General features: G+C 72.0%; 16 protein-coding genes. 5 read left to right on the forward strand and 11 right to left on the reverse strand.

The genetic code is table 11. The annotated features are described in order from the left end of the window. Window positions 1-9: 9 nt before the first annotated feature. The 3 genes from IRY44_RS10345 to IRY44_RS10355 form a co-directional block, all read right to left on the reverse strand. A complete protein-coding gene (locus IRY44_RS10345) occupies window positions 10-1,020 on the reverse strand; it encodes a C40 family peptidase (protein ID WP_194800218.1) in 1,011 nt (336 codons plus the stop codon). A gap of 170 nt (window positions 1,021-1,190) precedes the next feature. After that, complete coding sequence (locus tag IRY44_RS10350) at window positions 1,191-2,195, reverse strand: hemolysin family protein (protein WP_013283320.1); 1,005 nt, start codon at window positions 2,193-2,195, stop codon at window positions 1,191-1,193. After that, window positions 2,188-3,495, reverse strand: a complete 1,308-nt coding sequence (locus IRY44_RS10355) for a hemolysin family protein (protein WP_194800219.1) — start codon at window positions 3,493-3,495, stop codon at window positions 2,188-2,190. The genes IRY44_RS10350 and IRY44_RS10355 overlap by 8 nt, the downstream gene beginning before the upstream one ends. A gap of 81 nt (window positions 3,496-3,576) precedes the next feature. Here IRY44_RS10355 and IRY44_RS10360 point away from each other — a divergent pair, with 81 nt between their 5' ends. Then, entirely contained in the window at window positions 3,577-4,254 is a 678-nt protein-coding gene (locus IRY44_RS10360) for a GPP34 family phosphoprotein (protein WP_194800220.1), read from the forward strand. A gap of 66 nt (window positions 4,255-4,320) precedes the next feature. Here IRY44_RS10360 and IRY44_RS10365 read toward each other — a convergent pair whose 3' ends face one another. Further along, window positions 4,321-6,519: a (Fe-S)-binding protein gene (locus tag IRY44_RS10365; protein WP_194800221.1), complete on the reverse strand. Its 2,199-nt coding sequence runs from the start codon at window positions 6,517-6,519 to the stop codon at window positions 4,321-4,323. A gap of 180 nt (window positions 6,520-6,699) precedes the next feature. Then, entirely contained in the window at window positions 6,700-6,963 is a 264-nt protein-coding gene (locus tag IRY44_RS10370; RefSeq protein ID WP_135242661.1) for a cell division protein CrgA, read from the reverse strand. A 230-nt stretch (window positions 6,964-7,193) separates the two neighbouring features. On the opposite strand from IRY44_RS10370, the gene IRY44_RS10375 reads away from it, so the two are divergent. The 4 genes from IRY44_RS10375 to IRY44_RS10390 all read left to right on the forward strand — a co-directional run bounded on the left by IRY44_RS10375 (window position 7,194) and on the right by IRY44_RS10390 (window position 10,572). After that, window positions 7,194-8,000, forward strand: a complete 807-nt coding sequence (locus IRY44_RS10375) for a DUF881 domain-containing protein (protein ID WP_194800222.1) — start codon at window positions 7,194-7,196, stop codon at window positions 7,998-8,000. 743 nt (window positions 8,001-8,743) lie between these two features. Next, complete coding sequence (locus tag IRY44_RS31255) at window positions 8,744-9,640, forward strand: class E sortase (protein ID WP_194800223.1); 897 nt, start codon at window positions 8,744-8,746, stop codon at window positions 9,638-9,640. 3 nt (window positions 9,641-9,643) lie between these two features. After that, complete coding sequence (locus IRY44_RS10385; protein ID WP_013473364.1) at window positions 9,644-9,916, forward strand: hypothetical protein; 273 nt, start codon at window positions 9,644-9,646, stop codon at window positions 9,914-9,916. 5 nt (window positions 9,917-9,921) lie between these two features. After that, on the forward strand, window positions 9,922-10,572 hold the full coding sequence (locus IRY44_RS10390) for an aminodeoxychorismate/anthranilate synthase component II (RefSeq protein WP_194800224.1): 651 nt from the start codon (window positions 9,922-9,924) through the stop codon (window positions 10,570-10,572). Window positions 10,573-10,751: 179 nt separating this feature from the next. On the opposite strand, the gene pknB is transcribed toward IRY44_RS10390, so the two are convergent. From pknB to IRY44_RS10420, 6 genes are read right to left on the reverse strand one after another with little or no spacing between them, the layout of a single operon-like run. After that, window positions 10,752-12,590, reverse strand: coding sequence for a Stk1 family PASTA domain-containing Ser/Thr kinase (pknB, locus tag IRY44_RS10395; RefSeq protein ID WP_194800225.1), 1,839 nt, complete (start codon window positions 12,588-12,590; stop codon window positions 10,752-10,754). Further along, the gene (locus IRY44_RS10400) at window positions 12,587-13,972 is read right to left on the reverse strand and encodes a serine/threonine-protein kinase (RefSeq protein ID WP_194800226.1); all 1,386 of its coding nucleotides are present in this window, start codon (window positions 13,970-13,972) and stop codon (window positions 12,587-12,589) included. The genes pknB and IRY44_RS10400 overlap by 4 nt, the downstream gene beginning before the upstream one ends. 1 nt (window position 13,973) lies before the next feature. Further along, a complete protein-coding gene (locus IRY44_RS10405; protein ID WP_194800227.1) occupies window positions 13,974-15,482 on the reverse strand; it encodes a penicillin-binding protein 2 in 1,509 nt (502 codons plus the stop codon). Then, window positions 15,479-16,972 (reverse strand): FtsW/RodA/SpoVE family cell cycle protein, encoded by a 1,494-nt coding sequence (locus IRY44_RS10410; protein WP_194800228.1) that lies wholly within the window; start codon window positions 16,970-16,972, stop codon window positions 15,479-15,481. The genes IRY44_RS10405 and IRY44_RS10410 overlap by 4 nt, the downstream gene beginning before the upstream one ends. Window positions 16,973-17,000: 28 nt before the next feature. Then, window positions 17,001-18,437: a PP2C family serine/threonine-protein phosphatase gene (locus tag IRY44_RS10415; RefSeq protein ID WP_194800229.1), complete on the reverse strand. Its 1,437-nt coding sequence runs from the start codon at window positions 18,435-18,437 to the stop codon at window positions 17,001-17,003. Beyond that, the gene (locus IRY44_RS10420) at window positions 18,434-18,919 is read right to left on the reverse strand and encodes an FHA domain-containing protein (RefSeq protein WP_128138039.1); all 486 of its coding nucleotides are present in this window, start codon (window positions 18,917-18,919) and stop codon (window positions 18,434-18,436) included. Before IRY44_RS10420 ends, IRY44_RS10415 begins: the two co-directional genes overlap by 4 nt.

Genomic DNA, 18,919 nt, shown 5'->3' on the forward strand with positions numbered 1-18,919 from the left:
TGACAGGGGTCAGGCGACCCGGACGAAGCCGGCGAGCGGCTGGGTGCTGATGCTCGACACCTGGACCGGTTTGCCGGTCCGTGGCGCGTGCACCATCACCCCGTTGCCGAGATAGAGCCCGACGTGGTGCAGGTCGGAACCGAAGAACACCAGGTCACCCGGTCTCGCCTCGGAGCGGGACACCTTGCGGCCCTCGTTCCACTGCGCGCCGGTGAAGTGGGTCAGCGAGATGCCCGCCGCCTTGTACGCGTACTGGGTGAGGCCGGAGCAGTCGAACGAGTTCGGGCCGGTGGCGCCCCACACGTACGGGTCGCCGACCTGGGCGCAGGCCGTCTTGATGGCGGTCCGCGCGGCGCTGCTCACCACACCGTCGATCTTCGGGCAGCCCGCCGGGCGGATCGAGGTCACCGGGAGCATGGCGGTCAGCCGCTTGATCTCCGAGTCGATCTGCTTCTTCTTCGCCGCGAGATCGTTCTGCTGCTTGATCTCCAGCGCGATCAGCGCGTCGAGCTTCTCCTTCTGCCTGTTGTACTCGTCGCGCACCTTGAGCACACCGGCGATCTGGCGGCGCTGGTCGTCGGCGATCCGGTCCAGCATGACCAGCTGCTCGGCCAGCGTGCCCGGCTTGGTGTTCACCAACAGTGCGCCCAGCTCCTGCGACGGGCCCTGGATGTAGTACCGGGCCGCGATGTCGCCGACCTTGTTCATGGCGAGCGTGGAGGCCAGCTCCAGCGGCACCATCTTGTCCTTCAGCGCCTTGGACTTCTTCTGGTTGGCGCGAAGCTGCGAGCGGACCTTGTTGAACTGCTCGATGGTGGGTTCGAGCTGCTGCCACTGCTTGTCGATCTGCGCGTCGATCTCGTCCACCGACGGCGCCGCGTGCGCCGGGGCGGTCAGCATTCCGGCGCCGACCGCGGCGGCCGCGACCAGGGTGACCAGACCGTGTACCACCCGTCGGAACCCGGCCCGCCGGCCGGGTGGAGCGCTCGGGGCGTGACGTTGAGGGGGCGTGGTTGCCACCGGCACGGACTCCTTTGCAACCGACCGCCGGGCGCCTCGCGAGAGGGAAGATCGAGGCAGACGACCCACAGCGGTCGGTGCCTCACATTAGGGAAGGCGTCCGATGGAATCAAGGCGACCGTTTGTTCAATCACGTATCCGCAATCGGTTGCACACCAAGGGTATTCAATTCATCTTCCCACGATGGCTGTCAATACGTCGTCGAGCGTCACCACACCCATCGGCCGGCGTCCGTCGCTGACCAGCACCATGTGGCGGCGTTCGCGGCGCATCGCGAGCAGCAGATCGGCGAGCGTACGGTCCGGCGGCACCACCGCCAGCGGCCGGTAGATCTCGGCCGGCACCGGCGCCCGGCGGCTCGCCCCGGCGTACCCGAGCACGTCCTTGACGTGCACGAAACCGAGCACCCGGCGGGTGGCCCGCTGCACCACCGGGAAGCGGGACCGGCCGGTACGGGTCGCCAGCACCTCCAGCGACGCCGGTGAGACGTCCTCGGCCACCGTGGTGACAGTGGACCAGGGTTGCAGCGCGTCCGCCGCGGTACGGCTGTGCAGGGCCAGCGCGCCGGTGATCCGGGCGTGCTCCTCGGCGTCCAGCAGTCCCTCGGTACGCGCCTGGGAGACCAGCCCGGCCAGTTCCTCGGCGGTGAAGACGGTCTTCACCGCGTCTGTCGCCTCCACCCGCCACCACCGCAGCACCTGCCGGGACGCCCACTTCATCGCCAGCAGCAGCGGCTTGGTGGCCAGGCAGAACGCCAGCATGGCCGGGCCGAGCCAGAGCGCCGACGGCTCCGGCCCAGCGAGCGTGATGTTCTTCGGCACCATCTCGCCGACCACCGTGTGCAGGAACACCACCACCGCGAGCGCGATGACGAACGACACCGGATGTACGGCCGAGGCGGGCAGCCCCAGGGCGGCGAACGCCGGCTCCAGCAGGTGCGCCAGCGCCGGCTCGGCGATCGCGCCGAGGCCCAGCGAGCAGACGGTGATGCCGAGCTGCGCCCCGGCGATCATCAGCGGGATCTGGTTCATCGCCGCCAGCGCCAGCCGGGCCCGCTTCGACGTCGCCGCCAGCGGTTCGATGACCGTACGGCGGGAGGCGATCAGCGCGAACTCGCTGCCCACGAAGAACGCGTTGCCGAGCAGCAACCCGACCGCGACGAGTAGTTCAGGCACCGTCGTCGGGCTCCTCGGGGCGTACCACCCGCACCTGCTCGATCCGGTGCCGGTCGACCTCCACCACTGTGAACTCGTACCCGGCCTCGTCGAGCGTCTCGCCCGGCACCGGGATGTGGCCGAGCCGCGCCATGAGGAACCCGCCGAGCGTCTCGTACGGCCCGTCGGGCAGCCGGAACCCGGTCTGCTCCACCAGTTCGTCGGCGCGCAGCACGCCGTCGGCCAGGACGGTGCGCTCGCCGCCGGGCACTGTGAGCTCCACCGGCCCGAAGCCGTCCACCGCGTCCGGGTCGAACTCGTCGGCGATCTCGCCCACCAGTTCCTCGACCAGATCCTCCACCGTCACCACACCGTCGGTGCCGCCGTACTCGTCCACCACGATCGCCAGGTCCGCCCCGGCGGCCTTGAGCGCGGCCAGCACCCCGTTCAGGTTGAGGCTCTCCGGGACGTACACCGGTTCCCGGGCCACGGCGGCGACAGTGGTGGCCGCCCGGCGGGCCAGCGGCACACCCAGCGCGTCCGGCACCCCGGCGACGCCGGTGACCAGGTCGAGCGTCTCCTCGTAGACCGGGAACCGGGTGCGGCCGGTCCGCCTGGACGCCTCCAGCAGCTCGGCCACGGTCGTGGTGGCGCGCAGCGCGGTGACGTCGACCCGGGGCGTCATCGCCTCGGCGGCCCGCTTGTCGCCGAAACGGATGGTGCGGCGCAGCAGCATCGCGGTGTCCGGCGGCAGCGCGCCGGCCCGGGCCGAGATCGCGGCGAGCAGGCCCAGTTCCTCCGGGGAGCGGGCGCTCGCCAGTTCCTCCTGCGGCTCCACGCCGAGGCGGCGCACGAGCCGGTTCGCGGATTCGTTCAGCAGCCGGATCAGCCAGCCGAACGTGCGGGAGAAGGCCCGCATCGGCGCTGCCGTGGCGAGCGCCGCCGGCATCGGGCGGGCCAGCGCGAGGTTCTTCGGCACCAGCTCGCCGAACAGCATCGAGATGAGCGTGGCGAGAGCCAGCGCGAGCAGGCCGGAGAAGCGTTCCGCGCCGCCGAGCGGGCGCAGCAGCGGCGCGAAGATCCGGGCCAGGGCGGGCTCGGCCAGGTAGCCGGTGAGCAACGCGGTGAGCGTGATGCCGAGCTGCGCGCCGGAGAGCTGGAAGGACAGTTCCCGCAACGCGCGGCGTACCGTGACGGCCCGGCCGTCGCCCTCGTCGGCCCGCCTGTCGATCTCCGCCCGGTCGACGGTGACCAGGGCGAACTCGGCCGCGACGAAGAACGCGTTGCCGGCGGTCAGCAGCACGAAACCGACCAGTGGCAACAGCGTCAGAAGCAGAAGGCCGTCGATGCGCGTGATTGTGGCACGCGGACGCCGATGGTGGACCCCCGTAGCGTGGTGCGCATGGACGGTCTGCTGCTCACCGACGAACTGGTCCTGCTCGCGTACGACGACGACGGCGCGAACCGGCTCGGCAGTCCGCACCTCGGCTACGGCCTCGCCGGGGCGGTGCTGCTGGAACTGGCCCTGGCCGGCCGGGTGGAGGTGGTGGACAAGCGGCTCGTGGTCACCGATCCCGCCCCGACCGGCGTACCGCTGCTGGACGAGGCGCTGGCGACTGTGGGGTCCGGCCGCCCGCGCAAGCCGAAGGACTGGATCGGCAAGCTCGCCAGGGGCCTGCCCGACCGGGTGCTCGGCGGGCTCGTCGACGGCGGGGTGCTGCGCCGGGAGTCCGACCGGGTGCTGCTGGTCTTCCCGCGTACCCGCTATCCCTCGCCGACCGGCGCGGAGCCGGCGGTGGAGACCGCGGCCCGGCAACGGATGACGACGGCGCTCACCACCGACGGCCCGGTCGACGCCCGGACCGCCGCGCTGCTCACGCTGACCCGCGCGGTCGGCCTGGACCGCAAGATCTTCCGCGAGCTGCCGAAGGAGCGGGTCAAGGCCCGGATCGAGGAGATCGCGGCGGGCGACTGGGCGTCGGCCGCCACCAAGAAGGCGATCGAGGAGATGCAGGCCGCGCTGATGATCGCGATGACCGCCGGGACGAGCGCCGCCATCATGACCACCACGACCAGCTGAACGCGACGGCGGCGGCACCGCACGGGTGCCGCCGCCGTCGTGGTCCGGCTCCTGCCGGGGTACGCCTCAGCTCGCGGCCGGCGCTACCTCCGGCTCACCGGCCGGGGCCTCGGGCTTGACCGAGCGCAGCAGCACGCTCGCCACGTCGACGACCTCGACCTGCTCGCCCGCGCCCTTGCCGTTCACGCCGTCGTTCAGCATCGTCGAGCAGAACGGGCAGCCGACCGCGATGGTCTTCGCCCCGGTGGACATGGCCTCCTCGACCCGGTCCACGTTGATCCGCTTGCCGATCTTCTCCTCCATCCACATCCGGGCGCCGCCGGCGCCGCAGCAGAAGGAGCGCTCGCTGTTGCGCGGCATCTCGGTCAGCTCGCCCTGGATCGAATCGCCGAGCACCTCGCGCGGCGCGGCGAAGATCCGGTTGTGGCGGCCCAGGTAGCACGGGTCGTGGTAGGTCACGCCGCCGTCGACCGGCTGGACCGGGGTGAGCTTGCCGGCGCTGACCAGGTGGGCCAGCAGCTGGGTGTGGTGCACGACCTCGAACTCGCCGCCGAGCTGGCCGTACTCGTTGCCCAGGGTGTTGAAGCAGTGCGGGCAGGTGGCGACGATCTTCCGCTTGCTCTTCTCGCGGCCCTCGAACGCCTCGTTCAGCGTCTCGACGTTCTGCTGGGCGAGCATCTGGAAGACGAACTCGTTGCCGATCCGCCGCGCCGGGTCGCCGGAGCAGGTCTCGCCCTCGCCCAGGATGGCGAACTTGACGCCCGCCTCGTTGAGCAGCGTGGCGACCGCGCGGGTGGTCTTCTTGGCCCGGTCCTCGAACGCGCCGGCGCAGCCGACCCAGAACAGGTACTCGAAGTCGTCGACCTCGCCGACGCGCGGCACCTCGAACCCGAGGCCCTTGGTCCAGTCCTCGCGGGTGTTCTGCGGGGCGCCCCACGGGTTGCCCTTGTTCTCCAGGTTGCGCAGCATGACGCCGGCCTCGGACGGGAAGCTCGACTCGATCAGCACCTGGTAGCGGCGCATGTCGACGATGTGGTCCACGTGCTCGATGTCGACCGGGCACTGCTCGACGCACGCGCCGCAGGTGGTGCAGGACCAGAGCACGTCCGGGTCGATGACGCCGCCCTCCTCGGCGGTGCCGATCAGCGGCCGGTCCGCCTCGGCCATCGCGAGCACGTCCACGCCGGCCAGCTGCTCCTGCGTGGCCTTCTCCTCGCCGGTCAGGTCCTTGCCGCCACCGGCCAGCAGGTACGGCGCCTTGGCGTACGCGTGGTCGCGCAGGCTCAGCACCAGCAGCTTCGGCGACAGCGGCTTGCCGGTGTTCCAGGCGGGGCACTGCGACTGGCAGCGACCGCACTCGGTGCAGGTGCTGAAGTCGAGCAGGCCCTTCCAGCTGAACTGCTCGACCTGGGCGACACCGAACTGGTCCTTCTCCGGGTCGGCCTCCTCGAAGTCCAGCGGCTTGCCCTCGCTGGTCATCGGGCGCAGCGGGCCCAGGCCGGAACCGGCCGGCTTCTCCGGGTCGCGCTTGAAGAAGATGTTCGGGAAGGCCAGGAAGCGGTGCCAGGCCACGCCCATTGTGACGTTCAGCGAGATCACGATGAGCCAGGTCATCGAAATCATGATCTTGATGAGCGCGGCGACGCTGACGCCCGCCTCCCAGTTCGGGAGGACCGAGCCGACCGCGTGGCTGAGCGGGGCGGCCCAGACCGGGTACTCGAAGTGGTCGGTGGCGACCTTGAAGCCGCGGATCACGAACCCGAAGATCAGGACCAGCAGGACGACCCACTCGACGAAGTAGCCCTGCCACATGGTCGAGCCGGTGAACCGGGAGCGGTTCTCCGCGCGGCCCGGCCGGTTGCGCAGCCGGATCGCCATCAGCACCCCGATGCCGACCAGGCCGAGGATGCCGATCCACTCGGTGACCAGGCCGAAGATCGTCCAGTGCCCGATGATCGGCAGCCCGCCGCCGGTGGAGACCACCTCGAAGTAGGCCTCCAGCACCAGCAGCGACAGCACGATGAAGCCGACCATCACGAACCAGTGGGCGGCGCCGACCACGCTCCACTTGAGCATGCGGGTGTGACCGGCGGTCTCCACCAGCATCTTCTTCGTACGCGCGCCCTTGTCGCCGAACCGCTCCGGCGCGGGCTGGCCGAGCCGGATGACGGCGGTCATCTTCATGACCGCACGCACCGCAAGCCACACCGCAACGGCGGTGATGGCGGCCGCGAGGATCGTGGTGACGATCTGGACGCTGCCCATCGAGTTGGCCTCCCGGTCTGCTGCTTTGTGCGTGCAGCCTACGCGCAAGGTTACCCAGCAGTAACGTGAGTCTTCTCGCACCAGGCCACGCCGCCCTGCGCACACCATAGGTGGACCGGCACCGAAGCGCCGTGCAGGGGCGGCGTGGCGTGACCTACGCCGGGGCGGGGCAGCGCCGGATCAGCGCCAGCGGGAGAGCAGGATCAGCGACGAGACCATCGCGCCGAAGCCCACGGCGAGGTTCCAGTAACCCCAGCTGGCGACCGGGTACGCCTGCTCGGAGAGGTAGTAGAGCACCAGCCAGCCGATGCCCACCACGATCAGCGCGACCGCGGTAGCGGGCAGCCAGATGGGGCTAGGCTTGCGCGTCGACGCCGTCGCCGTCGGACGGACGTCCGTCGGCGGGGTGTACACCTTCTTCTTGCGGACCTGAGACTTGGGCACGACGCTCTCCAGAGGGGGGTACGACCTCGTCCGGCCTGACAACCGGGCGCGAGGGCGACGGTCCATGGCCAATAATGTTCGACAGCTAGCGTAGTCCCGACGGACCGTCCAGGCCACGAATGGGGCCAGGCCGGTGCACTCAGTAACCGGAAAGAGCGGACTTTCCGGGTCGAGCAGGTCGGCTCGCACCGGCGCGGGCCGGAACGAGACGACGGGAAAGGGAACGCCCGGTGGAGTACACGTCCGGCGCCGCCTCCTGGCAGAAGGTCCTCCGCCGCGCGGCAGCCGCCCTGCTGCCCCGGCGCGCACGCCAGCGCCGCCCCGGCTGGTCCGTCGGCGTGCCCCTGATCGCCGCCGCGGCCGGTCTGCTGTTCACCACCACCGCCACCACCGCGGGCGGCACCTCCCTGCGTGAGGACCGCCGGCCCCAGCTCACCCAGCTGATCGAGGACCGCCGCGAGGAGGTCGCCGCCAGCGAGGCGAAGGCCGCCCGGCTCCGCGCCGAGGTGGAGGAGCAGACCGAAGCGCTCGCCGGCGCCGACGGGCCGATCAAGACCGAGCGGGACCGGGCCGCCGCGAGCCGGCAGGGCGCCGGGTTCACCGCGCTCACCGGCAGCGGCGTGACAGTCGAGCTGAACGACGCCGACCGCCGGCCCGACCAGCCGCTGCCGAAGGGCGCCAGCAACGACGACCTGGTGGTGCACCAGGGCGACGTCCAGGCGGTCGTCAACGCGCTCTGGGCCGGCGGCGCGGAGGCCATGTCAATCATGAACGTCCGCGTGCTGAGCACCAGCGCGGTACGCTGCGTCGGTAACACCCTGCTGCTGCACGGCCGGGTGTACTCCCCTCCTTTCAAGATCGTGGCAATCGGCGATCCCGCGGAACTCCAGCGGGCGCTCGCCGCCTCTGAGGGAGTGCGGGTGTTCAAGGAAGTGGCCGACCACTACCAACTCGGGTACGCCGAGCGCGTCTCCACAGTCACCGTGCCCGCGTTCGAGGACTCCACCGCGTTGCAGTCGGCGACGGTGCCCCGGTGACCGGCGGCGACCCCCGGGAACGCGCCGGCCACGACCGCCGGGAGGAGCCCACCGCGTTCCTTCCCCGCGTCGAGCGTCCGGCCCCGGCGTCGCCACAGCCGCTCGACCTGCCCTGGCCGGACGTCGGCCCGGCCCACACCGCCCCGGCCCGACGCGGCCGGGACACCCGGCCGCCCGTCCCACCGCCTTCCGCGCCACGGACCGCCCCGCCGGTCGCTCCGCCGCCGCCGTGGCCGGGCGGTCAGGCGCATCAACCGGCGAGCGCCCCCCGCCCCGAGGCCGACCCCCGGTTCCGCCCCCCGGCGAGCGAGCTTCCCCCCAGGGGTACGCCCCACCCGGCCGGCCCTGCGCACCAGGGCGCCGGACACCACGGCCCTACGCAGAACGGCCCCGCGCCCCACGGAGCGGCGCCCCGGGGTGGTCCCGCCCCCGGGGTGCGCCCGGCCGCGCCCGGCGACGTCGCACACCGGCCGGGCGGGCGCCAGTCGCGACCGGAGGGGTACGGACCGGCGGGACAGCCGTACGCCGTCCGCCATTCCACAGGTGGGGCGATCCCGCCCGAGCGTGGTGGCCGCGGTGGGCAGCCACCGCAGAACGGCACCCGCCCGTGGGAGGCCGGCGGACGCCCGCCGGAGGACGGTCGCCGAACGGCGGGGGGTGAGGGACGGCCGCCCGGCGTACCCCCTCTCGGTGGGCCGACCGGCGCGGACCGGAACCCTCCGGCCGACAGCGGCGCCACGGCGGTGCTGCCCGCCGTCACCCGCCCACCCGCGGACCCCCGCCTGGACGCCACCGGGCTGATGGGCGCGGTGCCCCCGCCCCCCGAGAACGGGGACGGCGGTGGCGCCGAACCGCCCGCCGAGCCGCCCCGCCCTCGGCGCGGCGAGCGGGTGGTGCAACTGCGGCCCGAGCAGACCGGCGACGGCTACCGCAGCGTCTACTCCGAGCTGACCCGCCCCACAGTCGGCTCCCGGCTGCGCACCGTCGTGCGGGGCACCGGCGAACTGCTGATCACCTTCGGGCTGGTGGTGCTCCTGTTCGCCGGGTACGAGATCTGGGGCAAGGCGGTCATCGTCGAGGCCCACCAGAACGACCTGAACAGCCAGCTCGCCCAGGAGTGGGACGCGGCGGCGGACCCGACCGTCGGTCCGACCACCGGGCCGACGGTGAAGCCGAAGCCACCGGCGGAGGGCAGGCCGGTCGCCGGCCTCTACATCCCCAAGTTCGACAAGCACTGGGTGGTGGTCGAGGGGGTCAGCCCGGAGGACATCCGGTACGCGCCGGGCCGCTACCCGGACAGTGCCATGCCCGGCGAGGTGGGCAACTTCTCCGTCGCCGGCCACCGGATCCGCTCCACGTTCTGGCGGCTGGACGAGATGAAGACCGGCGACGCGATAGTGGTCGAGACCAAGACGGAGTGGCTCGTCTACCGGGTATACCAGCAGCGGATCGTCAAGCCGTCCCAGGTGGAGGTGGTCGCGCCGGTGCCCGGCAAACCGGGTCAGAAGCCCACCGAGAAGCTGCTGACGCTCACCACCTGCAACCCGAAGTTCGACAACTACCAACGGTTGATCATCCACGCCCGGCTGGACCACACGCAGGCCAAGTCGGCGGGCCGTCCGGCCGAGTTGGAGGCGTGAGCCGTGTACTCGTGGATCTGGCGCAAACTGCCGTTCGGGCTGCCCGGCAAGCTGTTCGGCTCGCTGGTGCTGGCCACCGCCACCGTCGCGCTGCTCTGGTTCGTGGTCTTCCCGTGGGCCGAGCCGCTGCTGCCCTTCGACGACGTGCAGGTCACGCAGGACTCCGGCGTACCGGGTGACGGTGGGATCACCGAACCGACCGGGCTGCCCGGCGAGGAGGAGCTGCCGTACAGCACCGAGACGAACAACGCCCCACCCTCCACCCCGAACAGGTGACAGCGATGCGCGTACTGGTGATCGACAACTACGACTCGTTCGTCTTCAACCTCGTGCAGTACCTCGGCCAGCTCGGTGCCGACTGCGAGGTGCGGCGCAACGACGAGATCGACGTCGCCGAGGTGGGCCGCGCCGGCGCCGCAGGTGTCCTGCTGTCGCCCGGGCCGGGCAGCCCGGACCGGGCCGGCATCTGCCTGGACGTGATCCGGGAGTACGCCGGCAAGCTCCCGATCTTCGGCGTCTGCCTCGGTCACCAGGCGATCGGCGAGGCGTTCGGCGCGACAGTCGCCCGCGCTCCGGAACTGCTGCACGGCAAGACCTCGGAGGTACGCCACGACGGCGTGGGCGTGCTCGCCGGGCTGCCCGACCCGTTCACCGCCACCCGCTACCACTCGCTGGCCGTCCTGCCCGAGACGCTCCCCGACGAGCTGGAGGTCACCGGCCGGACCGCTTCCGGTGTGGTGATGGCGATGCGGCACCGCACGTTGCCGCTCGAGGGCGTGCAGTTCCACCCGGAGTCGGTGCTGACCGAGGGCGGTCACCTGATGCTGGCGAACTGGCTCGCCGCCTGCGGCTTCCCGGCGGCGCTGGAGCGCGCCCCGGAGCTGGCCGCCGAGGTCGACGCCCGCCGCCGAGCCGCCTTCTCCCCAGCCTGACCCCCGCGCTTCCCGCCCCACCCCCGCGCGGGGTCCCGCCCGCCCCCTCTCCGTCGATCATGAAGTTGGCGGGGACAAATCGGACGCCCGGTACCGCTAACTTCATGATCGACGCAGACATGGGCGCGGCGGCGGCCCCGGGATCGGGGACGCCGCCGCGTCGGTCGGTCAGGTGGTGGTCAGCGGTCGGTGCGGGTCGGGGTCACGGGCGGGAACGGGAAGCCGCTGCCGCCGCCGTTGCCGCCGCCACCGTTGCCCGGCGTGCTCGGGGACGTGCTGGGGGAGCCGCTCGGCGTCGGGCTGGTCGGCTCCTCCTCACGCGGCACGTCGACCCGGATGGTCACCCGCTCGCCCTTGGCCAGGCTGGTCCCGGCGGCCGGCGACTGGCTGCTGACCTTGCCCGCCTCGGCCGGGTCGACCTCGTCGCCCTCCTGGACCCGGACCTCGTAGCCGGCCTCCTTGAGCCGCTGCTTCGCCTGGTCCTCGGTGTAGCCGCGGACGTTCGGCACCTCGCTGACGTTGCCCAGGGAGACCTTGAGCGTCACCTTGCTGCCCTCGGCGACCGCGCTGCCTTCCTTCGGCGAAACGTCGACGACCTGGTCCTTCGGCAGGCTGCTGTTGACGGTCTCGCGCACCGGGGTCAGCCCGAGTTCGGTCAGACGGTCCTTCGCGGCGTCGAACGTGCCGCCCCTCAGGTTGGTGGGGATGGTCACCTGGCCGGGGCCGGTGCAGACGTTGACGGTGACCTCGGTGTCCTTCTCCACCCGCTGGCCGAACGACGGGCTCTGGTCGACCACCGAGCCCTTCTCGCACGTGGTGTTCTGCACCGGGTCGCCAGTGGTGAACCGCAGCCCCGCCTGGGTGAGCGCCGCCTGCGCCTCGGCCTGCGAACGGCCCACCACCTGCGGCACCGACACCTTCTCGTTGCCGGCCTGGTTGAGCCAGAGCGCGGTGCCGAGCGCGATCACCGCGAGCACACCGAGCGCGGCGAACGCGGCGATGACCCAGGACGAACTCTTGCGCTTGCCCGGATCACCCACCCGCGCCACCGGCTGCTGGCGGGTCTGCGGGCCCATCATCTGGGTCTGCTGCGCCTGGTGGTACCCGCCGCCCGCGGCGGCGCCCATCGGCATGGTCTCGTCGGCCGGCATCACCGGGGTGGCGAGCACCGGCCGCCCGGCGGCGGCGCGGAGCAGGTCCGCCCGCATCTCGCCGGCGCTCTGGTAGCGGTTGAGCGGGTTCTTCGACAGCGCCTTGAGCACGATGGCGTCGACAGCGGGGTTGACGTCCGGATTGATCGTGCTCGGCGTCGGCGGCTGTTCCCGTACGTGCTGGTACGCGACGCTGACCGGGCTGTCCCCGACGAACGGCGGGTGGCCGCAGAGCAGCTCGAACAGCACGCAGCCGGCCGCGTAGACGTCGGAGCGGGCGTCGACCGCCTCGCCGCGCGCCTGCTCCGGGGAGAGGTACTGCGCGGTGCCGATGACCGCGCTGGTCTGCGTCATCGTGGTGGCGCCGCTGGCGAGCGCCCGGGCGATGCCGAAGTCCATCACCTTGACCTGGCCGGTCTGGGTGAGCATCACGTTTCCGGGCTTGATGTCCCGGTGGATGATCCCGTGCCGGTGGCTGAACTCCAGCGCGGCGCACATGTCGGCGCAGATCTCCAGCGCCCGGCGCGGCTGGAGCCGTCCCTCGACGCCGAGGACCTCCTTGAGGGTCCGGCCGTTGACGAACTCCATCACGATGAACGGCAGGGTCTCGCCCGTGGGGCCGGTTTCCTCGCCGGTGTCGTAGACGGCGACGATGGCCGGGTGGTTGAGCGAGGCGGCGTTCTGCGCCTCACGGCGGAACCGCATCTGGAACGTGGCATCCCGGGCCAGATCGGCACGGAGCATCTTGATCGCGACATCCCGCCCGAGCCGGAGGTCACGGCCGCGGTGCACCTCGGCCATGCCGCCGTAGCCCAGCAGCTCGCCGACCTGATACCTGCCACCGAGCAGGCGGGCCTGCGCTGTCATCGCGTCTCTCGTCCTTCGCTCGTCGTCGTACCGCCGCCGGCCGGCAGGAGGCGTACCTCACGACGGTACGACGTGCGGACCGGATAGTCGCCTCCGTACGCCCGCACCGCGCCGGAGGTCACGCTCACACTCGCCGGCGCGGCTGCGGTATCACCGTATTTCCGGTACAGGAACGAAATCACGCCCGAGCAGAGGATGACCAGCACGGCCACCACGATCGCCGTCGTCCACAGCCCGGACCGGGAGCGCCGGGGCGGGGCGGCGGCGGGCGGTCGCGCGTACCCCAGGGGGTTGTGCTGAGGCACGGGGCGTGGCTGCGGCACGGGGGCCGCGCCGCGCGGCGCCACCGGCGGGCGGGGCTGCGGGACGGGATGCGCGACAACTGCTGGCCGCGGCGCGGCGAGAGGCGGGCGCGCCGGGGACACGGGCGGCCGGGGCTGTGGGTGCGGGACCGCGGCCGGCGGCTGCGGGCGCGGCACGGCGGTCGGCACCTGCGCCCGCGCGACCGGCGCGGCGGGCGAGGCGGGTACGCCGGAGATCGGGTGCCCGACGCGGGCCGCCTGGGAGAGCGCGAGCTTGGCCTGCCGGGCGATGCTCGCCAGCGCGGCGGCGCTCGGCCAGCGGGCGGCCGGGTCCTTCGCCATAGCCCGCTCCACGATCGCCCGGACCTGCGGCGGGATGTCCGGCGGAAGCGCCCGCGGGGTGTCCCGCACGTGCTTCATGGCGATTTCGAGGGGGTTGTCCCCTTCGAACGGGCGGCGGCCGGCCAGGCACTGGTACGCGACCACGCCCAGCGCGTAGACGTCCGAGGCGGGCGTGGCGACAGCGCCGGTGGCCTGCTCCGGCGAGATGTACGAGGCGGTGCCGAGCACCGAGCCGGCGGCGGTGAGCTGGCCGACCAGGTCCGAGCGGGCGATACCGAAGTCGGTGAGCACGAGCGTGCCGTTCGGCCGGACCAGCAGGTTGCCGGGCTTCACGTCGCGGTGCACGATGCCCTTCTCGTGCGCCGCGTGCAACGCGTCGGCGGCCTGCGCCAGCAACGCCATCGTGCGCGCCGGGGTCAGCCGGCCGACGCGGCTGAGCGTGGCGGAGAGCGCGTCGCCCTCGACGTACTCCATCACCAGGAACGCGATGTGCTGGTCGCTGCCGAAGTCGTAGACGTCGACCACGCCGGGGTGGTTGATGGTGGCCATCGTCCGGGCCTCGCCGCGGAACCGCTCGGCGAAGCCCGGTTCGTCCAGCAGCGCCGGGAGCAGGCTCTTGACCGCGACGGTACGGCCCAGCACCTGGTCGGTGCCGCGCCACACGTCGCCCATGCCACCGCTGGCGATCCGCTCGTCGAGGCGGTAGCGGTTGCCGAGCTTCACTCCCGGACCGAGCACGTCAGCGCCTCCCGGAGTCGGCGATCGCCGCCGCCATGATCCGGCCGGCGATACGGGCCGCCTCGGCGCTGCCGCCGCTGCCCGCCTGCTCCAGCTCGACACAGACCGCGGAGAGCGGCGTGCCGTCCTTGTCCAGCGCGAAGCCGATGAACCAGCCGTGGTCCGGGGTGTTCGGGCCGGACTGGGCGGTACCGGTCTTGCCGCCGACCACGAAGCCGTCGATGGCGGCCCGGCGGCCGGTGCCCTCCTTCACCACGTTCTGCATCATGTCGCGCAGGTCGGCGGCGACCTGACCGCTGATCGGGCGGCGCAGCTCGCGCGGCTGGGCGGCGTCGTAGACGGTGGTGCGGTCCGGCCCGAGCAGCTGCTTGACCAGGTAAGGACGCATCTGCTTGCCGTCCTTGTTCGCCACCGCGGCGGCGATCATCGCGCCCTGCAACGGGGTCATCCGCACGTTGTTCTGGCCGATCGAGGACTGCGCCAGCGCGGCCTGGTCGGTGCTGCCGTCCGGGTTCTGCATGTCGCCGGTGCGGCTGGCCGCCACCGGCAGGCCGCCCTCGCCGAGCTGGCCGACGTTGAGGTCCTCCTGCTCGAAGCCGAACTGCTTCGCCTTCTCCTTGACCTTGTCCGCGCCGAGGCGGACGCCGAGCTGGGCGAAGCCGGTGTTGCAGGACTCGGTCACCGCCTCCCGCAGCGTGACCTGCGACTCGGGGCAGATCGACGGCGCCGCGTTGCGGATCGGCTGGCCCGCGCCGGGCGCGGTGTAGCTGGAGCCGGCCGGGATGCGGGTCTGCTGGCCGACTCCGTTCTCCAGCGCCGCCGCGGCCATGACGATCTTGAAGGTGGAACCCGGCGGCAGTGTCTCGGACAGGGCCCGGTTCGCCAGCGGCCGGTCCTTGTCCTTCTCCAGCGTGTTGTACGCCCGGTCCGCCTCGGTGCTGTTGTGGCTGGCCAGCGGGTTCGGGTCGAAGCTCGGCATGGAGACGAGCGCCTGCACCGCGCCGGTACGCGGGTCGATCGCGATGGCCGCGCCCTTGGTCGCGCCGACCTGGTTGTCGTTCAGCTGCTTGAACGCCGTCTCCTGGGCCCGCTTGGAGAGCGTCAGCAGCACGTTGCCGCCACCGGTCTCGTCACCGGTGAACATGTCCTTGATCCGGCTGGCGATGAGCGCGTCGCTGGTGCCGGCCAGGAAGTCGTTCTCCACCCGCTCGATGCCGCTCGCGCTGCCGTTGACCGGCTTCCAGCCGAGCACGTGCGCGTACATCGCCCCGCCCGGATAGGTGCGCTGGTACTTCAGCTCACCACCGGTCTCCTTGCTGACCGCGTACGCGGTGCCGCCGACCTCGATGTTGCCGCGCTTGCGGTCGTACTCGGCGACCTGGACCCGGCCGTTGTAGTCGCTGTTGCGGTACTCGTCGGCCTTGTACGCCTGGATCCAGTTCAGGTTGGCGAACAGCAGCCCGAACAGGACCATCACGACAACGCCGACGCGGCGCAGGGGGGCGTTCACGGCCGGATCACCTCCGTCTGGGCGCCGTGCAACTGCTCGGGCGGACCACCGGCGGGCCGGGCGGCCGGACCACCGCCGCCGGTCACCGGGCGGCGGGCGCCGTCGGAGACCCGCAGCAGCACCGCGATGAGCAGCCAGTTCGCCATCAGTGAGGAGCCACCGGCGGACAGGAACGGGGTGGTCTGACCGGTCAACGGGATGAGCTTGCTGATGCCGCCGACGATGACGAAGACCTGCAGACCCAGCGTGAACGCCAGACCACCGGCGAGCAGCTTGCCGAACGAGTCACGTACCGCCAGCGCGGCCCGCAGGCCCCGCTCCACGATCAGCAGGTAGATCACCAGCAGCGCGGAGAGACCGAACAGGCCGATCTCCTCACCGATGCCGGCGAAGATGAAGTCGGTCTGCACCTCGGGCAGCAGCGCCGGCTGGCCGCCGCCCGGCCCGGCCCCGAACAGGCCGCCGGTGCCGAGCGTGAGCAGACCCTGCACCAGCTGGTAGCCCCTGTCGTACGGCTCGGCGAACGGGTCCAGCCAGATCTGCGCCCGGTCGTAGAAGTTCGCGAACGGACCGCCCACGGTGCTGCCCAGCACGTACGCCAGGTAGGCGCCGCCGAAGAACAGGATCAGACCGATGAGCAGCCAGCTCACCCGCTCGGTGGCGATGTAGAGCGTCACCACGAACATGCCGAAGTAGAGCAGCGACGTGCCCAGGTCCTTCTCGAAGATCAGGACCAGGAGGCTGACCAGCCACACCACGAGCACCGGGCCGAGGTCACGCCCGCGCGGGAAGTCGATGCCCAGCACGCGCCGGCTCGCGAGTGAGAGCACCTCGCGCTTGCGCACCAGGTAGTAGGCGAAGAACGTGAGCAGGGTCAGCTTGGCGAACTCACCCGGCTGGATCTGCCCCAGGCCGGGCACGATGATCCAGAGCTTGGCGCCGTTGATCTCGGAGAACCGCGACGGCAGCAACGCCGGGATCATCACCAGCACGATGCCGGCCAGGCCCAGGGTGTACGCGTACCGGGACAACGACCGGTGGTCCCGCAGGATCGCCAGCAGCCCGGCCGCCAGCACCACGGCGGCCAGCGTCCAGGCGAGCTGCCGGCCACCGGTGCCGGCGAAGATGGCCAGGTCCTCCCGCTCTGCGGGCGTGGCCTTGGCCAGGTCGTACCGGCGCAGGAAGCCGACCCCGATGCCGTTGAGCAGCGCCACCGCCGGCAGCAGCGCCGGATCGGCGAACGGCGCCAGCCAGCGGATCACCAGGTGCAGGCCGAGGAAGACCAGCCCCAGCGCGGCGGCCGGGATCCAGAAGTCGGGCGTGATCGTGTCCAGCGCCTTCGCCTCGACCATCGCCGCGTACGCCGCCACGAGCACCATGGCGAGCAGGAGCAGCGACAGCTCGGCGTTACGCCGGGACCGGGCCAGGCGTACGCCGGACTGCTCGCCCGTCGAAGCGGGCGAGGCGGCCGGTACGGCGGCTGCGGTCACGGATACGTCCTCGGGATCGAGCCGGCACTCACTCCGGCGACCGGCAACCCGCCGGGTCGGCCGGCGGAACGGTGTCGGAGGGTACGGCGTCGGGCGTGATGGTCGTCAGCGGCGTCGGCGCGCCGGGACTCGGTGAGCCGACCGGCGGAACGGACGGTGCGGGACTGCCGCTGACCTGCGGGTTCAGCCCACCCGCTGCCGGGCTGGGGCTGGTCGCACCGGGCGACGGGTCGGGCGGGCAGAGCGGCTTGAGGTTCGGGTTCGCCGGGTCGTCGCTGGTCAGCTCCGCCAGCCGGCGCTCCGCGTCCGGCTCGTTGCGGGCCTGGATGCCCTGCTTCACCCGCTCCTGGGCGGCGAGGGTGAGGTCGTCGAGCCGGGACTCGCTGCGCTCGTGCACGTTCGACAGGTCCAGTCCGGCGACCTGGCCGGGCACCCCGCGGAAGACGGCCAGCTGACCGTCGTCGGTGGCGCCGACGTAGAACTGCCGCTGGGTGTACGTCCACCCGCCGAACGCGCCACCGCCGACGATCACCGCGAGCGCCAGCACCATGGCGACGGTACGCAGCGGCCGCCGACGGCGACGCTCCGGCTCGTCGTCGCGGTTGTCCGCCGGCTCCTCCGGCGCGGGCGGCCGGGGGGCGGACAGCGCCGAGGCGCGGGCCGCCGGGGTGGAGTCGTCGGCCGAGGTCGCCATGCCCCGGTCGCGGGCGGCGGCGCCGCCGACGATCGGGGACGCCTCGACGATGTCCTGGTCGGTGGCGTCGGCGATGATCACCGTGATGTTGTCCGGGCCGCCGCCGCGCAGCGCGAGCTGCACCAGGCGTTCCACGCAGCGCTGCGGGTCGGGGTACTCCCGCATGGTGTCCGCGATGGTCTCCGCGCTGACCACGCCGGAGAGCCCGTCGGAGCAGATCAGGTAGCGGTCGCCGGGCAGCACCTGGCGGACGCTGTACTCCGGGTCGATGTCGCGGCCGTCGAGCGCCCGGGTGAGCAGCGAGCGCTGGGGGTGGCTGCTCGCCTCCTCCGCGCTGATCCGGCCCTCGTCGACGAGCATCTGGACGTACGTGTCGTCCTTGGTGATCTGCGCGAACTCACCGTTGCGCAGGAGATAGGCCCGGGAGTCACCGATGTGGACCATGCCGAGCTTGCTGCCGGAGAAGAGGGTCGCGGTGAGCGTCGTGCCCATCCCCTCCAGCTGCGGGTTGGCGTCCACGGTGTCGCGGAGCTGCTGGTTGGCGGTGCCCACGGCGGAGCGGAGCGCGTCGACCAGGGCGTCACCGGGGACGTCCTCGTCGAGCGGCGCCATGGCACCGATGACGATGTTGCTGGCGACGTCACCGGCGGCCATGCCGCCCATGCCGTCGGCCACGGCGAGCAGCCGCGGTCCGGCGTAGACGGAATCCTGGTTGCCGTCTCGGATCAGACCGCGGTCGCTGTGGGCCGCGTAGCGCAGGGTCAGAGTCATGGCCGTAATTCGAGGGAAGTGCGGCCGATCCGGATCGGCACGCCGAGGGGGACGGGGGTTGGTCCGGTGACCTTAGCGCGATCGAGATAGGTGCCGTTAGTCGATCCGAGGTCCTCGACGTACCACTGCCCGTCGCGGGGCACCAGCCGGGCGTGTCGCGCCGAGGCGTAGTCGTCGGTGATCACCAGGGTCGAGTCCTCCGCCCGGCCGATGGTGATCTGGGCCTCTCCGAGCGTGATCCGGGTGCCGGCGAGCTGACCGGCGGTGACCACCAACTGGTGGGCGGCCCGGCCGCGCTTGGCCTTCGCCGGCTTCCCCGGCTGCCCGGTCGACGCGCCGATCCCCCGCGGCGCGGCCACCAGCTTGCCCGACCGGGCACCGGCGAAGAGGTCCCGGCGGATCACGCCGACCACCGTGAACACGAAGATCCACAGCAGGATGAGGAACCCGAACCGGGCGACGGTGATGACCAGTTCCGGCAA

Source organism: Micromonospora sp. ANENR4 (assembly GCF_015354395.1).
Classification (GTDB): Bacteria; Actinomycetota; Actinomycetes; order Mycobacteriales; family Micromonosporaceae; genus Micromonospora; species Micromonospora aurantiaca.